The organism is Oceanobacillus sp. M60, assembly GCF_053839645.1.
In genome coordinates this window covers 1-16,671 of the sequence record NZ_JBSSNH010000011.1, presented here as the reverse complement: position 1 = coordinate 16,671, position 16,671 = coordinate 1, and the positions used below count along the sequence as shown (strand labels likewise).

Below are 16,671 nucleotides of genomic sequence, written 5' to 3'. Positions count from 1 at the left end.
GCTTATGCCCTGCGGGTGAAAGTCAACATCGGTTCGTTACCTCACCGTGTTTCCTTTATCTCTTTAAGCAAAGGAAGTTCGACTAAGGTCGAACCACCCCAAAGTTCGGGGCGCAATCTCTACGTTTTTAGCAGGCGCTCTCCGCTTTTCTTATCCAATTTAAAAAACCCGCATAAATCGGGTTTTCACTGACTTTTTCTTCTTTTCATTATACCTGCATTATAAAGGAATTATTCAAAAAATGCATCTAAAAATTCTGATATGCCTAAATCAACAACGAAAAAGAATATTGCCATAAAGATAACTGTAGAAATTACCACAAAGGTATAGTTTCTTAGTTCTTTCCCTTTTGGCCAGCTTACTTTCTTCATTTCATTGGAAACATTCTTTAAGAACTTAAACATTTTATCTCTTTCCCCCCGAACTTACGCGAATCTATCCATCAATCTATATCTACTTGGTCTCACGGTGCAGCGTATGTGTTTGGCAATGTTTACAGAACTTGTTCACTTCTAATCTCTGCGATTGATTGGCTGCGTTTTTGTTCGTTGAATAGTTCCTGCTAGAACATACTGCACATGATAAGACAATCTTTTTGCTCATAATTTCCACCCCCATACATAGGGACATAGACTATATTAACATAGCACTTCGCTATCATTATGTCAATGTTATCACTCTTTTCAAAAGCACGACATTCTCTTCCGTTTCTATACAGGATAAGATAAAATGTTTGTTTAAAAGCATTTATTCCGTTACTGGCGCTGCGCTTTATTAAAAAATAAATATTTTATTTTGTTAAATGTAAAAGGAGGAAGTCCGGTAATTCCACATATATACTTCTTTGATTTCCTCTCTAAAATCTACAGGCAGATAACAGCGTTTTAAATGGTAACCCCATTCTCTTCAAGCAGGATTTCTAATTTTCGTTTCACCCGTACTAAAGCGTTATCAATTGATTTTACATGGCGATTTAATTGTTCAGCAATTTCTTGATAGGTACAGCCGTCCAAATATAGCTGCAGCACCTGTTTTTCCAATCCGCTCAACAATTCTGATAATTTAAATTCCATTGCTCCGTACGCTTCCCGATTAATAAGCGTTTCCTCCGGGTCGCTGTCCTCTGGACTGGAGATGACATCCATCAATGTCCGGTCAGATTCTTCCTCATAGATTGGCTTATCTAAAGAGACATACGAATTTAAGGGGAGATGTTTTTGCCTCGTTGCTGTTTTAATCGCCGTAATAATTTGTCTGGTCACGCATAATTCTGCAAATGCTTTAAAAGAAGTTGGCTGCTCCAGATCAAAGTCACGGATAGCCTTATATAATCCAATCATTCCCTCTTGAATAATATCTTCTTTGTCTGCGCCGACCAAAAAGTAGGTTCTTGCTTTTAACCGTACAAAATTTAAATACCGATGTATCAGGAGGTCCAATGCATAACTGTCACCTTGATCGATTAATTCCAGCAAATTAATATCTTCTAGCTTGTCCAGTTTCTTGCTGCGTGTATTGATTTGCCCACCATTCACCAACAATCCCCTCCTAAATCGATATCTCCAAATATATCCACGATAGGCACTATTATACTAGACGAGCCGAAATATCGTCAACGACCCTTTTATGACAGAAGCAGTCGTAATTTGTCGTTTTCGTGAAAATCACTAAGACTTTTCACCTAATGAATGAGTGTCTAAAAAAACGTGAACTGCTTACCTGCCATGCTCTCAAGCTGTATTTTTATTTCCTATCTAAAAATATTTTTCGTCAAAGCCATGTTTGTTCGGAGCGACATGGACAGGAACACTTCTCATGAACTGGCTGAGAGGCATTCCAGTCTATTATACTTTCCATGTATTATTCTATTTCCCGCGGCGCATCTCTTCAAACCGTTTTCGTAACTCTTGGTTTATCGGAATTTTAACAGCAGGCTTTTCTTTTTGATGCACCTCAAGATTTATACGGATTTCCTGGTTCATATCATCCATCTCAATCTGCAGCTCTCTTGCAGACTTACGCAGCGCACCCTGTCCGAAAATAGTACGCTGCTCTGCATAATCGGACGTGGCAACATACACCTGCGTTTGGATATTTTTTACGGTCTTCACGAGCTTTTCGATACATTCATCTGCAGTTTCTTTTTCCTTTGTGTAGATTACTTCCACTTTATGTTTTTCTTCTTTCGATTCAATTCCACGAACATAGTAAGCATCAAAGACGACAATCACGCGGTCTCCGGTAAATGCCTGATACTCTGCAAGGAGTTCAATAAGCCGGTCTCTTGCCTGTCCAATATCTTTTTCCTTCAGCTGCTCAAGCTCCGGCCACGCACCGATGATATTATAGCCATCTACAATTAATACAACCATTTAAGCACTCCCCAGCGGCAGACGCTTTCTGAGCACTTCATAAAGAAGTAAACTGCATGCAACAGAGGCATTTAGGGAGGATACTTGTCCAACCATCGGCAGGCTCACCGTCCAGTCACATTTCTTTCGCACGAGGCGGCTCATTCCTTTTCCTTCATTTCCAATAACTAATCCGAGAGGCAGCGTTCCATCCAGCTGCCGGTAATCTTCATCTGCTTCCGCTTCCGTGCCAATAATCCATACATTTCTTTCCTTAAGTTCATCAATGGTATTCGCTATATTGGTCACTCTGGCAACAGGAATATGCTCTAACGCTCCCGCTGCTGTTTTCGCTACCGTTGCGGTTAAACCCACGGAACGATGCTTCGGGATAATTACTCCATGTGCCCCTGTTGCATCCGCCGTACGTAAAATAGATCCCAGATTATGCGGGTCCTCTAATTCATCCAGCAAAATAAAGAAAGGAGCCTCCTCTCTTTCCTCCGCTTTGGCAAAAAGGTCTTCCAGCGAGGCATAGGGATAAGAAGCAACGGAAGCAATCACTCCCTGATGATTCCCCTCCTGCATCTTATCCAGCTTCGACCTCGGAGCCTTCTGAACCACTGCTCCTGCTTCACGGGCAAGCTGCTGTATTTTATGCGCAGCCGCTCCCTGCAATTGTTCGGATATCCAAACCTTATTAACAGAACGGCCAGATTTCAATGCTTCGATTACGGGATTCTTGCCCATAATCCATTCCTTTTCCTGCGTCATTTTAAGCACTCCCTTCTTCTAGAAAATCCATTGCTTGCGTCATCAATTCCTGCAGTCTCTGTTCATTTTTTAATAAATAGTGATAGCCAATCAACGCTTCAAACGCTGTACTATAACGATACGTCTGTACATTAATATTTTTAGGAATACTGCCTGATTTTGCATTTCTCCCCCGGATGACCACTCTGCTCTCTTCTTCTGTTAAAAAGGCATCCTGTTCCAGCCAATGGAGGATAACCTTTGCCTGTGACTTACCGGATACATAACGAATCGCTGCCTGATGTAGTTGATTCGGTTTAATGGTTCCCCGCTCTAATAATTGTTCGCGCACATACACCTCATAAATCGCATCGCCGATATAGGCTAAAGCGAGACTTTTCATTTGCCTGACATCACTGGCTTTCATTATTTACCTCTTTTCCATCTTACTCCTTGTGGCGTATCCTCTAAGATAATCTGTTCCTGTTTCAATTGATCGCGTATTTCATCCGCACGGGCAAAATCACGATTTTTCCGGGCTTCATTCCGCTCTGCAATCAATGCTTCAATCGTTTCATCCAGTAATTCTTCCTGTTCATTTTCAATGTCAATTCCCAATACTCCAAGCATCGAAGCAAGGGCTTCACGGAAAGCATCAATGACTTCTTTAGCCGTTTGCTCCTCTTGGACATAGACATTCGCCTCTTTAGATAAATCAAACAGAATAGAAATTGCATTAGCTGTATTAAAGTCATCGTCCATCTCTGCTTCAAACCGTTTTGTACGCTCTTCAATACGGTCTATCCATTCCTTGTTATCTCCTCTTAAATCCATGCTTGTTTGGCGTCGATGCCCTAAATTATGATAAGCTGTTTCAATGCGTTCCAAACTTGTTTTTGCGCTTTGTAATAGCTCTTCTGTAAAGTTAATCGGATTGCGGTAGTGAACAGAAAGCATAAAGAAACGCAGCACTTTCGGGTCATGCATATTTATTAAATCACGTGCCAGCACAAAATTACCAAGTGACTTCGACATTTTTTCATTATCGATATTAATATAGCCGTTATGCATCCAGTAGTTCGCAAAGGTGGTATCATTATGTGCTTCCGATTGTGCAATCTCATTCTCATGATGCGGAAAAGTTAAGTCCTGTCCCCCGGCATGGATATCAATGGTATCTCCTAAATGTTTCTTAGCCATTGCTGAGCATTCAATATGCCAGCCTGGACGTCCTTTGCCCCATGGCGCTTCCCACGCAATTTCTCCCTCTTTTGCTTCTTTCCATAAAGCAAAATCCAGCGGATCCTCTTTTTTCTCCCCTACTTGGATTCGTGCACCAGAACGTAATTCGTCAATAGACTGATGAGAAAGCTTTCCATACCCTTTAAAGGAACGCGGTTTGAAATAAACATCTCCTTCTGCTTCATAAGCATAGCCCTTGTCTATCAATTCTTTGATAAACGCTATAATTTCCTGCATCGAATCCATGACACGCGGATTTTTCGTTGCTTTTTTGACGCCTAATGCGCCCACGTCTTCTAAATACGCATCGATAAACCGGTCAGCCAATGCACCGACTTCCTCTTCTGCTTCCTTGGCTGCTTTAATAATTTTATCGTCTACATCAGTAAAGTTGAGGACATAGTTGACCTCATATCCCCGATATTCAAAATACCTGCGAACCGTGTCGAATACAATTGCCGGACGTGCATTTCCGATATGGATATAGTTATATACCGTCGGACCGCATACGTACATAGACACTTTCTCAGGCTCAATGGGTTTGAAATCTTCCTTCTGTCTCGTTAGCGTATTATATATTTGAATCGTCATGGTTGTTCATTCTCCCTTTCTTTAAATGCTCCATTTCTGCTTTCAGTTCCTCGATTTGCTCTTGCAGGCTTTTGCATTTTTCTGCAACTGGATCTGGAATATTTTGATGATCCAGGTCTCTGTTCAGGCGTATTCCATCTTGAACAACAACCTGCCCAGGAACACCGACGACTGTAGCGTTAGCAGGAACATTCTTTAATACCACTGAGCCGCCCCCGATTTTCGAGTTTTCTCCAATCGTAATGGCTCCAAGCACCTTTGCCCCTGTTGAAACCATCGCATTGTCTTCAATGGTAGGATGCCGTTTCCCTTGTTCTTTTCCCGTTCCGCCGAGTGTTACTCCTTGGAAAATAGTGACGTTATCACCTATTTCACAGGTTTCCCCGATAACCACGCCCATGCCATGGTCAATAAACAATCTTCTTCCTATTTTGGCTCCAGGATGAATTTCAATACCAGTTATAAAACGAGAGAATTGCGAAATAAAACGAGCCAAGAATTTCAGATTTTTGTTATACAGCCAATGTGCGATACGATGCGCCCAAATCGCATGTACACCAGAGTAAGTTAACATAACTTCAAAATACGTGCGGGCGGCTGGATCCTGTTCAAAAACAACATCCATATCCTCCTTCATTTTCCGAAAGACCACTATATACAGCCCCTTCTGTTTAAATTAGTTAGCAAAATCGATTACTGCCTAATGAAGTAAAAATGAATTCATCTTTTCTTTGATTAGATATAAAAAAAGCGTCTCTGTGTTATTGAAAACACAGAGACGCTTTTTAGCGCGGTTCCACTCTGTTTAGAGAAAAAAATATCTTTCTCCCCTTTGCTCTGTTAACGGCAGAGAACCGCTACCATGTACTTTATGTTCCACAATAGACTCTGAGGCGCACTTCAAAAAGAAATCTTAAAGTCACTCGCAGCAACTGTGACTCTCTCTGTGTAAGAAATTCATTTTTACTTTACCTCTTCAACGATTTAAATTTATTTGATTTTCATAGCTATCATAACATAGGCGAAACTTATAAAGATAATATATTATATTACACAAGAAATGTGAACTATTAAGCTCCCATTTCCTTTAATAATTTATCAAGACGCTTCACGATAACATCTTTCCCCAGCAATTCGATAGCAAACGGAAGCTCTGGACCGTGCATTTGTCCTGTTGTTGCAACCCGTATCGGCATAAAGAGTTTTTTACCGCGATGTCCTGTTTCTTTTTGGGTTGCTTTAAACTGCGCTTTAATCGAATCTTTATCAAACGACTCTAAATGAATTAATTTATCTGTGAACACTTGCAATACTTCAGGCACCTGCTCTTCTCCTAAAACTTCCCGTTCTGCTTCACCATAGGTAATATCCTCCTGGAAGAACAGCTCTGTCAATTCAACGATTTCTGCCCCGTAGCGCAATTGTTCACGATATAGACTAATTACATTTTCCGCCCATACACGCGTCTTCTCATCCATATTCTCTGGAAGCTTGCCCGCGTTGATTAAATGCGGTAACGCTAGATCGATGACACGGCTTAAATCTGCTTTTTTAATATATTCATTGTTCATCCATTTCAATTTATGCTGGTCAAAAATAGCGGCAGACGTAGATAAACGCTCTGGATCAAATATAGTAATCAGTTCATCCTGTGTAAACATCTCTTCTTCGCCAACTGGAGACCATCCAAGCAAGCTGATGAAGTTAAACATCGCTTCCGGCAAATAGCCTAAATTACGATATTGCTCAATAAACTGCAGAATGTGCTCATCACGTTTACTCAGCTTTTTACGCTCTTCATTCAGAATTAACGTCATATGCCCGTAACGCGGTGCTGTCCATCCAAACGCATCATATATCATCATTTGCTTTGGTGTATTGGAAATATGCTCTTCCCCGCGCAATACATCGGTGATTTCCATCAAATGATCATCGATAGCCACAGCGAAATTATAGGTAGGAATTCCGTTTTTCTTTACAATGACCCAGTCGCCAAAATCACTGGACTCAAACGTGATTTCACCGCGGACAATGTCTTGGAACGTGTATGTTTTATTTTCAGGAACACGAATACGGATACTTGGCGTTCTGCCTTCTGCTTCAAAGCCCTGAATTTCTTCCTCTGTTAAGTTGCTATGTTTCCCGGCGTATTTAGGGACTTGTCCATTTGCACGCTGTGCTTCCCGTTCTGCCTCTAACTCGTCCTCTGTCATATAGCATTTATAAGCTAAATCACGCTCAAGCAGTTCATCTACAAACTTCTGATAGATATCTAAGCGCTCTGTCTGGCGATAAGGACCATAATTACCGCCGATATCGGCACCTTCATCCCATTCTAAGCCGAGCCATTTTAAATATTTTAATTGACTCTCTTCGCCGCCCTCTACGTTTCTTTTATCATCTGTGTCTTCTGTGCGGATAATGAATTTTCCATCAAAATGTTTTGCATATAAATAATTAAATAAAGCTGTACGAGCGTTACCAATGTGTAAATGACCCGTTGGACTAGGTGCATAACGTACGCGAACTTCCTTACTCATTTAAAATGCCTCCTTCATTGTTTATATATCATCGCTGCCTGCCTTGTACCTGTTCAAAAGATCTGATAGAAATCTTTTGAAACATCTTTTATAAAAGGAATTCCTCCCCTTATCTTCCTAAACAAGCTCTATACGAAAAGTGATAACATATATATGTTATCACTTTTTTTATCCTTTATCAGTTATACCCTTTTTACAACGCTTTTTCAAGTAATTTTGGTTTTGCAAAGATCATCCGTCCCGCAGAGGTTTGTAAAACACTCGTAATAACAACCTCAATATTTTTGCCGATATAATCTCTGCCTTCTTCCACTACAATCATCGTCCCGTCATCTAAATAGGCAACACCTTGATTATGCTCTTTCCCGTCTTTGATAACCTGCACATGCAGTTCTTCCCCTGGAAGAACGACCGGCTTCACTGCATTGGCCAGGTCATTAATATTTAAAACAGGCACTCCCTGGAAGTCACATACTTTATTTAAATTGAAATCGTTCGTAACTACAATGCCATCAATGACTTTTGCCAATTTGATCAATTTGCTGTCTACTTCTGGAATATCCTCAAAATCGCCTTCATAAATTTCTACTTTTACAGCGAGCTCTTTCTGAATTTTGTTCAAAATATCTAAACCGCGTCTGCCGCGGTTTCGCTTCAGCGCGTCCGATGAATCTGCAATATGCTGTAATTCACCAAGAACAAACTGCGGAATCACAATGGTTCCTTCTAAAAAGTTAGTCTGACAAATATCAGCAATTCGCCCATCAATAATCACACTTGTATCCAAAATTTTGGGGCTTAAGCTTTGCGTACCCGCATCTGTGTCCTCTTCCTCGCCGCTGCGGCGCTTGTCCTTTTTCGCCGGTTTGAGTATATTCATAAATTCCTCACGACGGCGAAAGCCAACCTGGAATCCTAAATAACCAAGTATAATCATAATGAACAGCGGCAAGACCTGTGAGAAAATACGAATACTCATATCTTGAAACGGCATATTAACAAAGTAAGCTATAACTAGACCGACAATTAACCCGATACTGCCAAAAAATAAATCCATGGCTGGTAATTTGACCAGTGCATCTTCCACCCAACGAAAGAAATTTACAATATAGTTTACTAGTAAATAAGACAAGATAAAAAATATAATAGCTCCAACAATCATTCCCAAGATAGATGAAGTTAGCCAGCTTGATTCTGCAACATTTAACAGCTGGACGATTTCTGGAATATAAAGATATCCCATGGTACCTCCTAAAATAATAAAAAATAAGTGTACTACTTTTTTCATCAATTCCTTTCACCTCCTGACTCGTATTAGTAGTATTACCAAATGACATATAATATATGCTTATCTGCTCGGAATTCTTCTAAATTTTCATCCTCAAAAAAATCTATTGATGTAATCCGATTTCTAAAGCTTCCTGTACATTGGAAACACCAATTACTTCGATACCAGCCGGATAATTCCAGCCGTCTAAATTATTTTTCGGGCAGATTACCCGTTTAAACCCCAGTTTCGCAGCCTCCTGCACCCGTTGTTCGATTCGGGATACTCTGCGAATTTCTCCTGTTAACCCAACCTCACCGATAAAAATATCCTCTGGTTTGGTTGGGTGATCGCGGAAACTCGATGCAATACTGACCGCCAGCGCTAAGTCAATCGCCGGTTCATCCAGCTTGACCCCGCCCGCTACTTTGATATAAGCATCCTGGTTTTGCAGCATCAGTCCAACGCGTTTTTCCAGCACAGCCATTAAAAGCGGCACGCGATTATGGTCTACTCCCGTGGCTGTTCTGCGCGGGTTCCCGAAGCTTGTTGGAGAAATCAGCGCTTGAATCTCTACTAAAACAGGGCGTGTACCTTCCATTGATGCTACAACGGTCGAGCCGGCAGCTCCTTGGGATCTCTCTTCTAAAAAGATTTCAGACGGATTCATTACTTCACGTAATCCTTCCTCCTTCATCTCAAAAATCCCCATTTCATTCGTACTTCCAAAGCGATTTTTTACACCTCTTAAAATACGATAGGTGTGATGACGTTCTCCTTCAAAATACAATACCGCATCCACCATATGCTCCAGTAAACGCGGACCCGCAATCGAACCTTCTTTGGTTACGTGCCCGACAATAAAAACAGGAATGCCTTTGGTCTTCGCAATTTTCATAAGCTCCATTGTACATTCTCTGACCTGTGACACGCTCCCCGGCGCGCTGGTTATCTCTTCTTTAAAAATGGTTTGAATGGAATCGACGACGACAAAGGAAGGATTGATTTCTTCTATCTGCCTGCTGATATCCATTAAATTCGTTTCTGATAATACATATAGTTCATCCGTTTTTATATCTAAACGATCTGCACGCAATTTGGTTTGCCTTGTGGATTCTTCACCAGATACGTAGAGAACCGGTAAAGCCTTCTCTGCCAGCTGTGCAGATATTTGCAACAGGAGTGTTGATTTTCCAATACCCGGATCTCCGCCAATTAAAACCAGTGACCCTAATACCACTCCCCCGCCTAATACACGGTTAAATTCCCGCATCTTCGTCGTAATGCGGGGTTCCTTCTTTGATTCGATGGAGGTAATCTTTTCGGGTTTTTGTGAGGAGGCTGCACCAGACGTGTATCCTGTCCTGCCTTTTATAGAAGCAGCTTCAATTTCTTCAACCATCGTATTCCATTGATGGCAAGCTGGACATTTCCCCATCCACTTAGCCGATTCATATCCACATTCCTGACAGACAAATTTTGTTTTCCTTTTTGCCAACGTTTCTAACCTCCTTCAAGTGAGATTCAAGCCTAGCGTCTTCTCTTGAACCACCCTTATTTATTATTATAGACTATTTCTGGTTTTCATAGGTTACAGAAAAGCATCAAATTCACAAAGAATCTTCCATACTTATGCCACAAGCATTTTTTGAGAAATGGAGAAAGCTAGAAGAACCGTGTTCTTCTAGCTTTCTGTACCTTACATCCTGTTTAAGAAAGGACAATAAATTCCCCTTTGCTGTTCAACCCTATTTTCACCTTTTGTTCCTTTTGAATGGTTCCCTTTAACAACTCTTCTGATAATAAATTCTCGATATTACTTTGAATAGAGCGTCTCAGCGGACGGGCACCATATTCTGGATCAAAGCCTTCATTAGCAATTTTTTCAATTGCCTTATCTGTAAGGGAAAGGGTCAGCTCTTGCTCTTCCAGGCGTTTTTGCAGCTGTTTAAGCATTAATGATGCAATATCTTTCATGTGTTTTCTCTCCAGGGAGTGGAACACAATGGTCTCATCAATACGATTTAGGAATTCAGGACGGAATGCTTTTTTCAATTCGTCCATCACCTTCGACTTCATATCTTCATGCTCTCTCTTCTCATCATTGTCTAGTGTAAAGCCGACATATTTATTACGTCTTAATTCACTTGCTCCAACATTAGAGGTCATGATAATAACCGTATTGCGGAAATCAACTACTCTCCCCTTTGAATCTGTTAACCGGCCATCTTCAAGAACCTGCAAGAGGATATTAAAGACTTCTGGATGTGCTTTTTCTACTTCATCCAACAGCACAACAGAATATGGTTTACGGCGAACACGTTCGGTTAATTGACCGCCCTCTTCATAGCCAACATAGCCTGGAGGCGAACCAACTAAACGGGACGTCGCATGCCTTTCCATATACTCTGACATATCGATTCGGATCATCGCATCCTCGTCCGCAAACATGACTTCAGCAAGGGCGCGGGCAAGCTCTGTTTTTCCGATACCTGTCGGCCCCAGGAATATAAAGGAACCAATTGGACGTTTAGGATCTTTTAACCCGGCACGGGCACGGCGGATTGCTTTAGCTACAGCATTCACTGCTTCCGATTGACCAATAACGCGATCATGAAGAATCTCTTCCATGTTCAGCAGGCGGTCACTTTCATCTTTCGTCAGTTTTGCAACAGGAACCCCTGTCCAGATAGATACCACTGCAGCGATATCTTCCATCGTTACTTCCGAATCGGTCTGTCCTTGTTTTTCCTTCCATTCATCCTTTGTTTTCTCAAGCTTTTCACGGTAACGCTGTTCAGAGTCCCGCAAGGATGCTGCTTTTTCAAATTCCTGACTTTGGACAGCAGCGTCTTTTTCTTTCCTTACTTCTTCCAGCTTTTGTTCTAATTCTTTTAAATTTGGCGGAACCGTGTAAGAATTTAAACGTACTTTAGAGCCAGCCTCATCGATTAAATCAATTGCCTTATCCGGCAGAAAACGATCTGTGATATATCGATCCGACAGAGATGCTGCTGCTTCAATCGCTTCATCTGTAATAGTCACACGGTGATGCGCTTCGTAGCGGTCTCTTAAACCTTTCAAGATTTGAATGGTTTCATCCAAGGTCGGCTCATCTACCTGAATTGGCTGGAAACGACGTTCTAACGCAGCATCCTTTTCAATATATTTCCGGTATTCATCTAATGTCGTTGCGCCGATACATTGCAGTTCACCGCGGGCAAGCGACGGTTTTAGAATGTTTGATGCATCGATTGCACCTTCTGCTCCCCCGGCTCCGATCAGCGTATGGAGTTCATCGATAAATAAAATAACATTGCCGGATTGACGGATTTCTTCCATTACTTTTTTCAAACGGTCCTCAAACTCACCGCGATATTTTGTACCTGCAACCACAGTACCCATATCTAACGTCATCACACGTTTGTCACGTAGTGTTTCCGGTACTTCATTATCAATGATTTGCTGTGCCAGTCCTTCTGCAACAGCTGTCTTTCCGACACCAGGCTCCCCAATCAACACAGGGTTGTTTTTGGTGCGGCGGCTCAATACTTGGATTACACGTTCAATTTCCTTAGAGCGTCCTATAACAGGATCAATTTTTCCTTCTTTCGCACTGACTGTTAAATCGCGGGCTAAAGAATCTAACGTAGGGGTGCTTGCGTTTGTTTGCTGTCCTGCACGTCCCTGACGGCCTGTCTGAGACTCATTGCTACCTAACAGTTGAAGAACTTGCTGACGGGCCTTATTTAAGCTCACACCAAGATTATTTAAAACACGGGCAGCAACACCTTCTCCTTCACGGATTAAACCTAAAAGAATATGCTCTGTTCCCACATAGGAGTGGCCCAGTTTTCTTGCTTCGTCCTGAGATAATTCAACAACCTTTTTTGCTCTGGGCGTATAATGAATCGATTGAGAAGGCTGCTTGCCGACACCAATGAGCTTTTCCACTTCTTCTTGAATTTTAGCTACTTCCAACCCAAGAGATTGCAATGCCTTGGCAGCTATGCCTTCTCCTTCACGTACTAAACCAAGAAGAATATGTTCTGTTCCAATATTATTATGGCCTAATCGTACGGCCTCATCTTGAGATAATGCCAATACCTTTTGTGCCCTCTCTGTAAAGCGACCAAACATCATATGTTTTTTCCTCCTATTTTTTCAAATTTAATCTTTCACGAATAATTGAAGCCCTGCGGATATCACGTTCATCTGAACGAAGTGCTTTATTCGCATAGTGCTGCAAGAATCCAGGCTGTGTTAAAACCATCAGTTCATTTAATATATTCTCGGAAATGTTTTCTATTATGCCTAAATCAATTCCCAAACGCAAATTAGAAATACAGGTAGCAGCCTCCTTCGAATCAATGATTCTGCTATTTTTTAACGTGCCATAGGAACGGAAGACACGATCCTCCAAGCTAATCTCAGATTGCTCGTAAATATACTGCCGCGCCATCCGTTCGTGCTCCACAAGCTGATTAACAATACTCTCCAGGTCTTCCACAATATCCTCTTCGGACTTGCCCAGTGTAATCTGATTCGATATTTGAAAAATATTCCCTCTTGCCTCACTGCCTTCACCATATATCCCTCTGACAACCAGTCCCAATTGATTAATTGCAGGAATAAGCCGGTTGATTTGCTTTGTCAGTACAAGCGCAGGCAAATGCATCATAATCGAAGCCCGCATGCCTGTTCCAATATTGGTAGGGCAGCTGGTCAGATAACCTTTTGTTTCATCAAATGCATAGTCGGCTTCTTCCTCCAGCCAATCATCTAAGTAGTACGCTTCCTCTAAAGCTTTTTTCAGCTGAAGTCCAGGATAATACACCTGAATACGCAAATGATCCTCTTCATTTACCATAATGGAGGTCTGCTCCTGTTCGGATAATAACACTGCAGCATAATCACTATGTTTGATTAAATGTGGACTTATTAAGTGTTTTTCCACCAGAACAAGTTTTTCAATCATATTTAATTGCTTCATTGGTATAAAAGTTAGTGAATCCTGCTCCGTATCCTCTTCCTTTATATAATTTTTCTTTATAAATTGCAGTACCTCTTCCAACGCTTCCTTATTACCGGATGTCGGGTACAATTTATCCGCAAAGTTGCGGGCCAGACGGACACGGCTGCTCATTACAATGTCTTTATCCGGACCGTCCTCCAGCATCCACGGGCTAATCGCTTCATTGATAAATGATTCTAATGTCACGTGTTATCACCCGCTTCCTTATCTTGATGATTCGCTTTTTCCAGCTCTCTGATTTTATCGCGCAGAACTGCTGCTTTTTCAAATTCTTCATCTTCAATCAGCTGTTTTAATTCCTCTTTGTGGGAGGATATTAATTGCTTTTGCTGAATATACTTCCCGGCACGCTTTGGAATCCTGCCAGTATGTTTGGTATTCCCAGCATGCACACGCCGTAAAATAGGCTCTACCTTGGAGTCAAAGGACGCATAACAATTTGCACATCCAAATTTCCCTGCTTTTTTAAATTCACTAAAAGTTCTCCCGCAAGAAGAACATTTCAGCTCCTGCGGCTGTTTAGGCTGATTGGAATTTGCTGTCCCTGCAGCGTTCAAAGGTATTCCATCTTTTTGAAAAAGCCCAGATAAAAGGTCATTTAATGAGAATCCTTCCTCCGGATAGGTCAAATAACCTTTTTTCTTTGCACATACTTCACAAAGGCTCACTTTCGTCTCCTGACCGTTTATAATGTGCTTAAAATGCAGGGTAGCCTTTCTTTCATGGCATTCTTGGCATTCCATACGATTCCTCCCCCCTTCAGGTAATTAATCGTTCAGATACTTGAGTGCAGTTAATGCAGATTTAAGAATACGTGCACGCAATTCATCTCTTAGCGGCAATTGAAAAGCTAACGTTGTTCGATCAATACTTGCCAATATCAGCTTTGCTTCACGTGCTGTAATCAGCTCCTCCTCTAAAAGCCGATCTAAAATATCTATAGCAGCACGCTGCGGAATCGAATCACCGATTAAATAAATAATCTCATCAATCAATTCCGATTTATCCTGATGCCGTATGCGCATAATACGAATATAGCCGCCACCGCCGCGTTTACTTTCTACGATATACCCTTTCTCAATGGTAAAACGCGTATTAATAACATAATTTATTTGAGAAGGTACACATTGAAACTGATCTGCAATTTCACTCCTTTTAATCTCAATCGCTTGTTGTTCTTCTGACTGTAATACTTTTTTCAAATATTGTTCAATGATATCTGAAATGTTACTCATCCTTCGCACCTCAAATCAAATAATTTATTTGATAAATTATTCCTTTTGACTTTGACTAACTTTGACTATGGTTTTATTATAATAAGAAATTGCCACAGTTGCAAATGGATGATATTTCTATTTTGGACAAACAGGCCAAAAAACAAAACATAATTATAAAAATCTATGAAAATATTTATGTTTTAATTTCGCTTTGTTATATTAACCACTCCCGGAAGCTTCGATATTTCATCAAATAAATAAATTAACTTATTATCCTTTTTCATATTTGTCCATATATGAATTCTGCGCCTGTTACCTTCTAACAGCTTTATCTCAACCTGCTTTATCGTAAAACCGTTCTTTTCCACTGATTTTACAGCTTCATGTATTTCAAATTCCTCTGAAGCAATCAATTCAATAAAATTACTGGTTGTAAACCGAGGGAAAAAATGCTCCATCCGGTTAAAAAATATTAAACTGATAAGGATAATAAGTGTCGTTACAATAGCAACACTATACATGCCGGCTCCAATCACTAATCCTATTCCTGCTACAGCCCATATAGAAGCAGCTGTTGTTAATCCTTTGATGGTTCCTCCATATACAATAATGGTACCAGCCCCAAGAAAACCGATACCGCTAATTACATAAGAAGGGATACGAGCAGGGTCAAATTGAATGTTATCGTATTGATTCATAAATGTAATAAAACCAAAAATCGATAAAATCATCATCAAACAAGAGCCTACTCCTACCAGTATATGCGTACGAAACCCGGCTGAATGATTATTAATTTCTCTCTCAAAACCAATTAAACCGGATAACAGCAAAGCAATAAACAAACGTAACACGATAACTCCGAAATCATCACCGATAAATTGTTCTAACTCCATTCCCTGCACCCCCTTATTGTTTTATATATTTTACAGTTTATTTATATGTATAGGCTATCATTTCATTTTATAAAATAAAACTTTATTCAGCGGGGGTCTTTCCATACCAACTATCATGAAAATTAATTTTAAACTATTTAAATAGAAGTATTCATTGCAATAAGTGTATTTTTACTTTAGCAGTAAATTGATTTATCTTCCAGAAATAAATACCAAAGAAAGGATATTTGAAGATAAACAAGCAAAAACCCATTAGACGAGCCGTATCAGCAATGAAACATTTTTTGACTCTATACTAAGTGTGGCACATCCTCTTGTTTTCAATTATAGATAGAGTGAAGACAAAAAAATACACTTCATTTGCCACGGTGTTATTTAGGAATAAAAGGTGTCTATGTGAAGCGAAAACGCAGGGAATCAGAGAAGAAAGTCATTTCGTTGCGGGGTTATTCACAAAACGGCGTATGTAGAAATATCTATTTTGTCGAGGAAAAACCAAACCCATGGATGGCTATCACTGGCAAAGCATTCATTCAAGGATCCGCCTTTACGACAATAAATCCTATTTTATGGTGGAAAAAACGTAACATTTGTATATTTTGTCATCGTACCTACTATGAACAGATTCAGATGACATAAAACGGCATTTCTCCTAAAAATATGCAAAAAAAGAGCTAAGCATGATGCTTAACTCTTTTTCAATAAGCCTGGCAACGTCCTACTCTCGCAGGGGGAAGCCCCCAACTACCATTGGCGCTGAAGAACTTAACTTCTGTGTTCGG

General features: G+C 40.6%; 16 protein-coding genes, 1 rRNA gene and 1 other annotated feature. All 17 genes read right to left on the bottom strand.

Annotated elements, in window-relative coordinates; genetic code table 11:
* Nucleotides 1-230: 230 nt before the first annotated feature.
* Nucleotides 231-404 (bottom strand): preprotein translocase subunit SecE, encoded by a 174-nt coding sequence (gene secE, locus ACW0TQ_RS20865; protein ID WP_042530743.1) that lies wholly within the window; start codon nucleotides 402-404, stop codon nucleotides 231-233.
* A gap of 49 nt (nucleotides 405-453) precedes the next feature.
* On the bottom strand, nucleotides 454-618 hold the full coding sequence (rpmG, locus tag ACW0TQ_RS20860; protein WP_256705463.1) for a 50S ribosomal protein L33: 165 nt from the start codon (nucleotides 616-618) through the stop codon (nucleotides 454-456).
* Nucleotides 619-884: 266 nt separating this feature from the next.
* The gene (gene sigH, locus ACW0TQ_RS20855) at nucleotides 885-1,538 is read right to left on the bottom strand and encodes an RNA polymerase sporulation sigma factor SigH (protein ID WP_042530741.1); all 654 of its coding nucleotides are present in this window, start codon (nucleotides 1,536-1,538) and stop codon (nucleotides 885-887) included.
* A gap of 327 nt (nucleotides 1,539-1,865) precedes the next feature.
* The gene (locus ACW0TQ_RS20850; RefSeq protein WP_042530739.1) at nucleotides 1,866-2,372 is read right to left on the bottom strand and encodes an NYN domain-containing protein; all 507 of its coding nucleotides are present in this window, start codon (nucleotides 2,370-2,372) and stop codon (nucleotides 1,866-1,868) included.
* Complete coding sequence (gene rlmB / locus ACW0TQ_RS20845; protein ID WP_193064164.1) at nucleotides 2,373-3,125, bottom strand: 23S rRNA (guanosine(2251)-2'-O)-methyltransferase RlmB; 753 nt, start codon at nucleotides 3,123-3,125, stop codon at nucleotides 2,373-2,375.
* Between the two features lies 1 nt (nucleotide 3,126).
* Entirely contained in the window at nucleotides 3,127-3,531 is a 405-nt protein-coding gene (locus ACW0TQ_RS20840; RefSeq protein ID WP_042530735.1) for a Mini-ribonuclease 3, read from the bottom strand.
* Nucleotides 3,531-4,937, bottom strand: coding sequence for a cysteine--tRNA ligase (gene cysS / locus ACW0TQ_RS20835; protein ID WP_042530733.1), 1,407 nt, complete (start codon nucleotides 4,935-4,937; stop codon nucleotides 3,531-3,533). Before cysS ends, ACW0TQ_RS20840 begins: the two co-directional genes overlap by 1 nt.
* Entirely contained in the window at nucleotides 4,918-5,574 is a 657-nt protein-coding gene (gene cysE, locus ACW0TQ_RS20830; protein WP_042535862.1) for a serine O-acetyltransferase, read from the bottom strand. The genes cysS and cysE overlap by 20 nt, the downstream gene beginning before the upstream one ends.
* 134 nt (nucleotides 5,575-5,708) lie before the next feature.
* Nucleotides 5,709-5,926 (bottom strand) — a binding site (T-box leader).
* Nucleotides 5,927-6,007: 81 nt separating this feature from the next.
* Nucleotides 6,008-7,477, bottom strand: coding sequence for a glutamate--tRNA ligase (gltX, locus tag ACW0TQ_RS20825; protein ID WP_042530731.1), 1,470 nt, complete (start codon nucleotides 7,475-7,477; stop codon nucleotides 6,008-6,010).
* Nucleotides 7,478-7,670: 193 nt separating this feature from the next.
* Nucleotides 7,671-8,768 (bottom strand): PIN/TRAM domain-containing protein, encoded by a 1,098-nt coding sequence (locus ACW0TQ_RS20820; protein ID WP_455725985.1) that lies wholly within the window; start codon nucleotides 8,766-8,768, stop codon nucleotides 7,671-7,673.
* A 100-nt stretch (nucleotides 8,769-8,868) separates the two neighbouring features.
* A complete protein-coding gene (gene radA / locus ACW0TQ_RS20815) occupies nucleotides 8,869-10,242 on the bottom strand; it encodes a DNA repair protein RadA (RefSeq protein WP_455725984.1) in 1,374 nt (457 codons plus the stop codon).
* 212 nt (nucleotides 10,243-10,454) lie between these two features.
* The gene (gene clpC, locus ACW0TQ_RS20810) at nucleotides 10,455-12,887 is read right to left on the bottom strand and encodes an ATP-dependent protease ATP-binding subunit ClpC (RefSeq protein ID WP_042530725.1); all 2,433 of its coding nucleotides are present in this window, start codon (nucleotides 12,885-12,887) and stop codon (nucleotides 10,455-10,457) included.
* Between the two features lie 13 nt (nucleotides 12,888-12,900).
* Nucleotides 12,901-13,965, bottom strand: a complete 1,065-nt coding sequence (gene mcsB, locus ACW0TQ_RS20805) for a protein-arginine kinase McsB (protein WP_193064162.1) — start codon at nucleotides 13,963-13,965, stop codon at nucleotides 12,901-12,903.
* A complete protein-coding gene (gene mcsA / locus ACW0TQ_RS20800) occupies nucleotides 13,962-14,522 on the bottom strand; it encodes a protein-arginine kinase activator protein McsA (RefSeq protein ID WP_042530721.1) in 561 nt (186 codons plus the stop codon). Before mcsA ends, mcsB begins: the two co-directional genes overlap by 4 nt.
* A gap of 24 nt (nucleotides 14,523-14,546) precedes the next feature.
* Nucleotides 14,547-15,014 carry a CtsR family transcriptional regulator gene (locus ACW0TQ_RS20795; RefSeq protein WP_193064161.1) on the bottom strand — a complete coding sequence of 156 codons (468 nt, stop codon included), beginning with the start codon at nucleotides 15,012-15,014 and terminating at the stop codon, nucleotides 14,547-14,549.
* Between the two features lie 182 nt (nucleotides 15,015-15,196).
* Nucleotides 15,197-15,889, bottom strand: a complete 693-nt coding sequence (locus tag ACW0TQ_RS20790; protein WP_042530717.1) for an MgtC/SapB family protein — start codon at nucleotides 15,887-15,889, stop codon at nucleotides 15,197-15,199.
* A 705-nt stretch (nucleotides 15,890-16,594) separates the two neighbouring features.
* Nucleotides 16,595-16,671: ribosomal RNA gene (gene rrf, locus ACW0TQ_RS20785) — 5S ribosomal RNA — on the bottom strand; the annotation flags it as partial.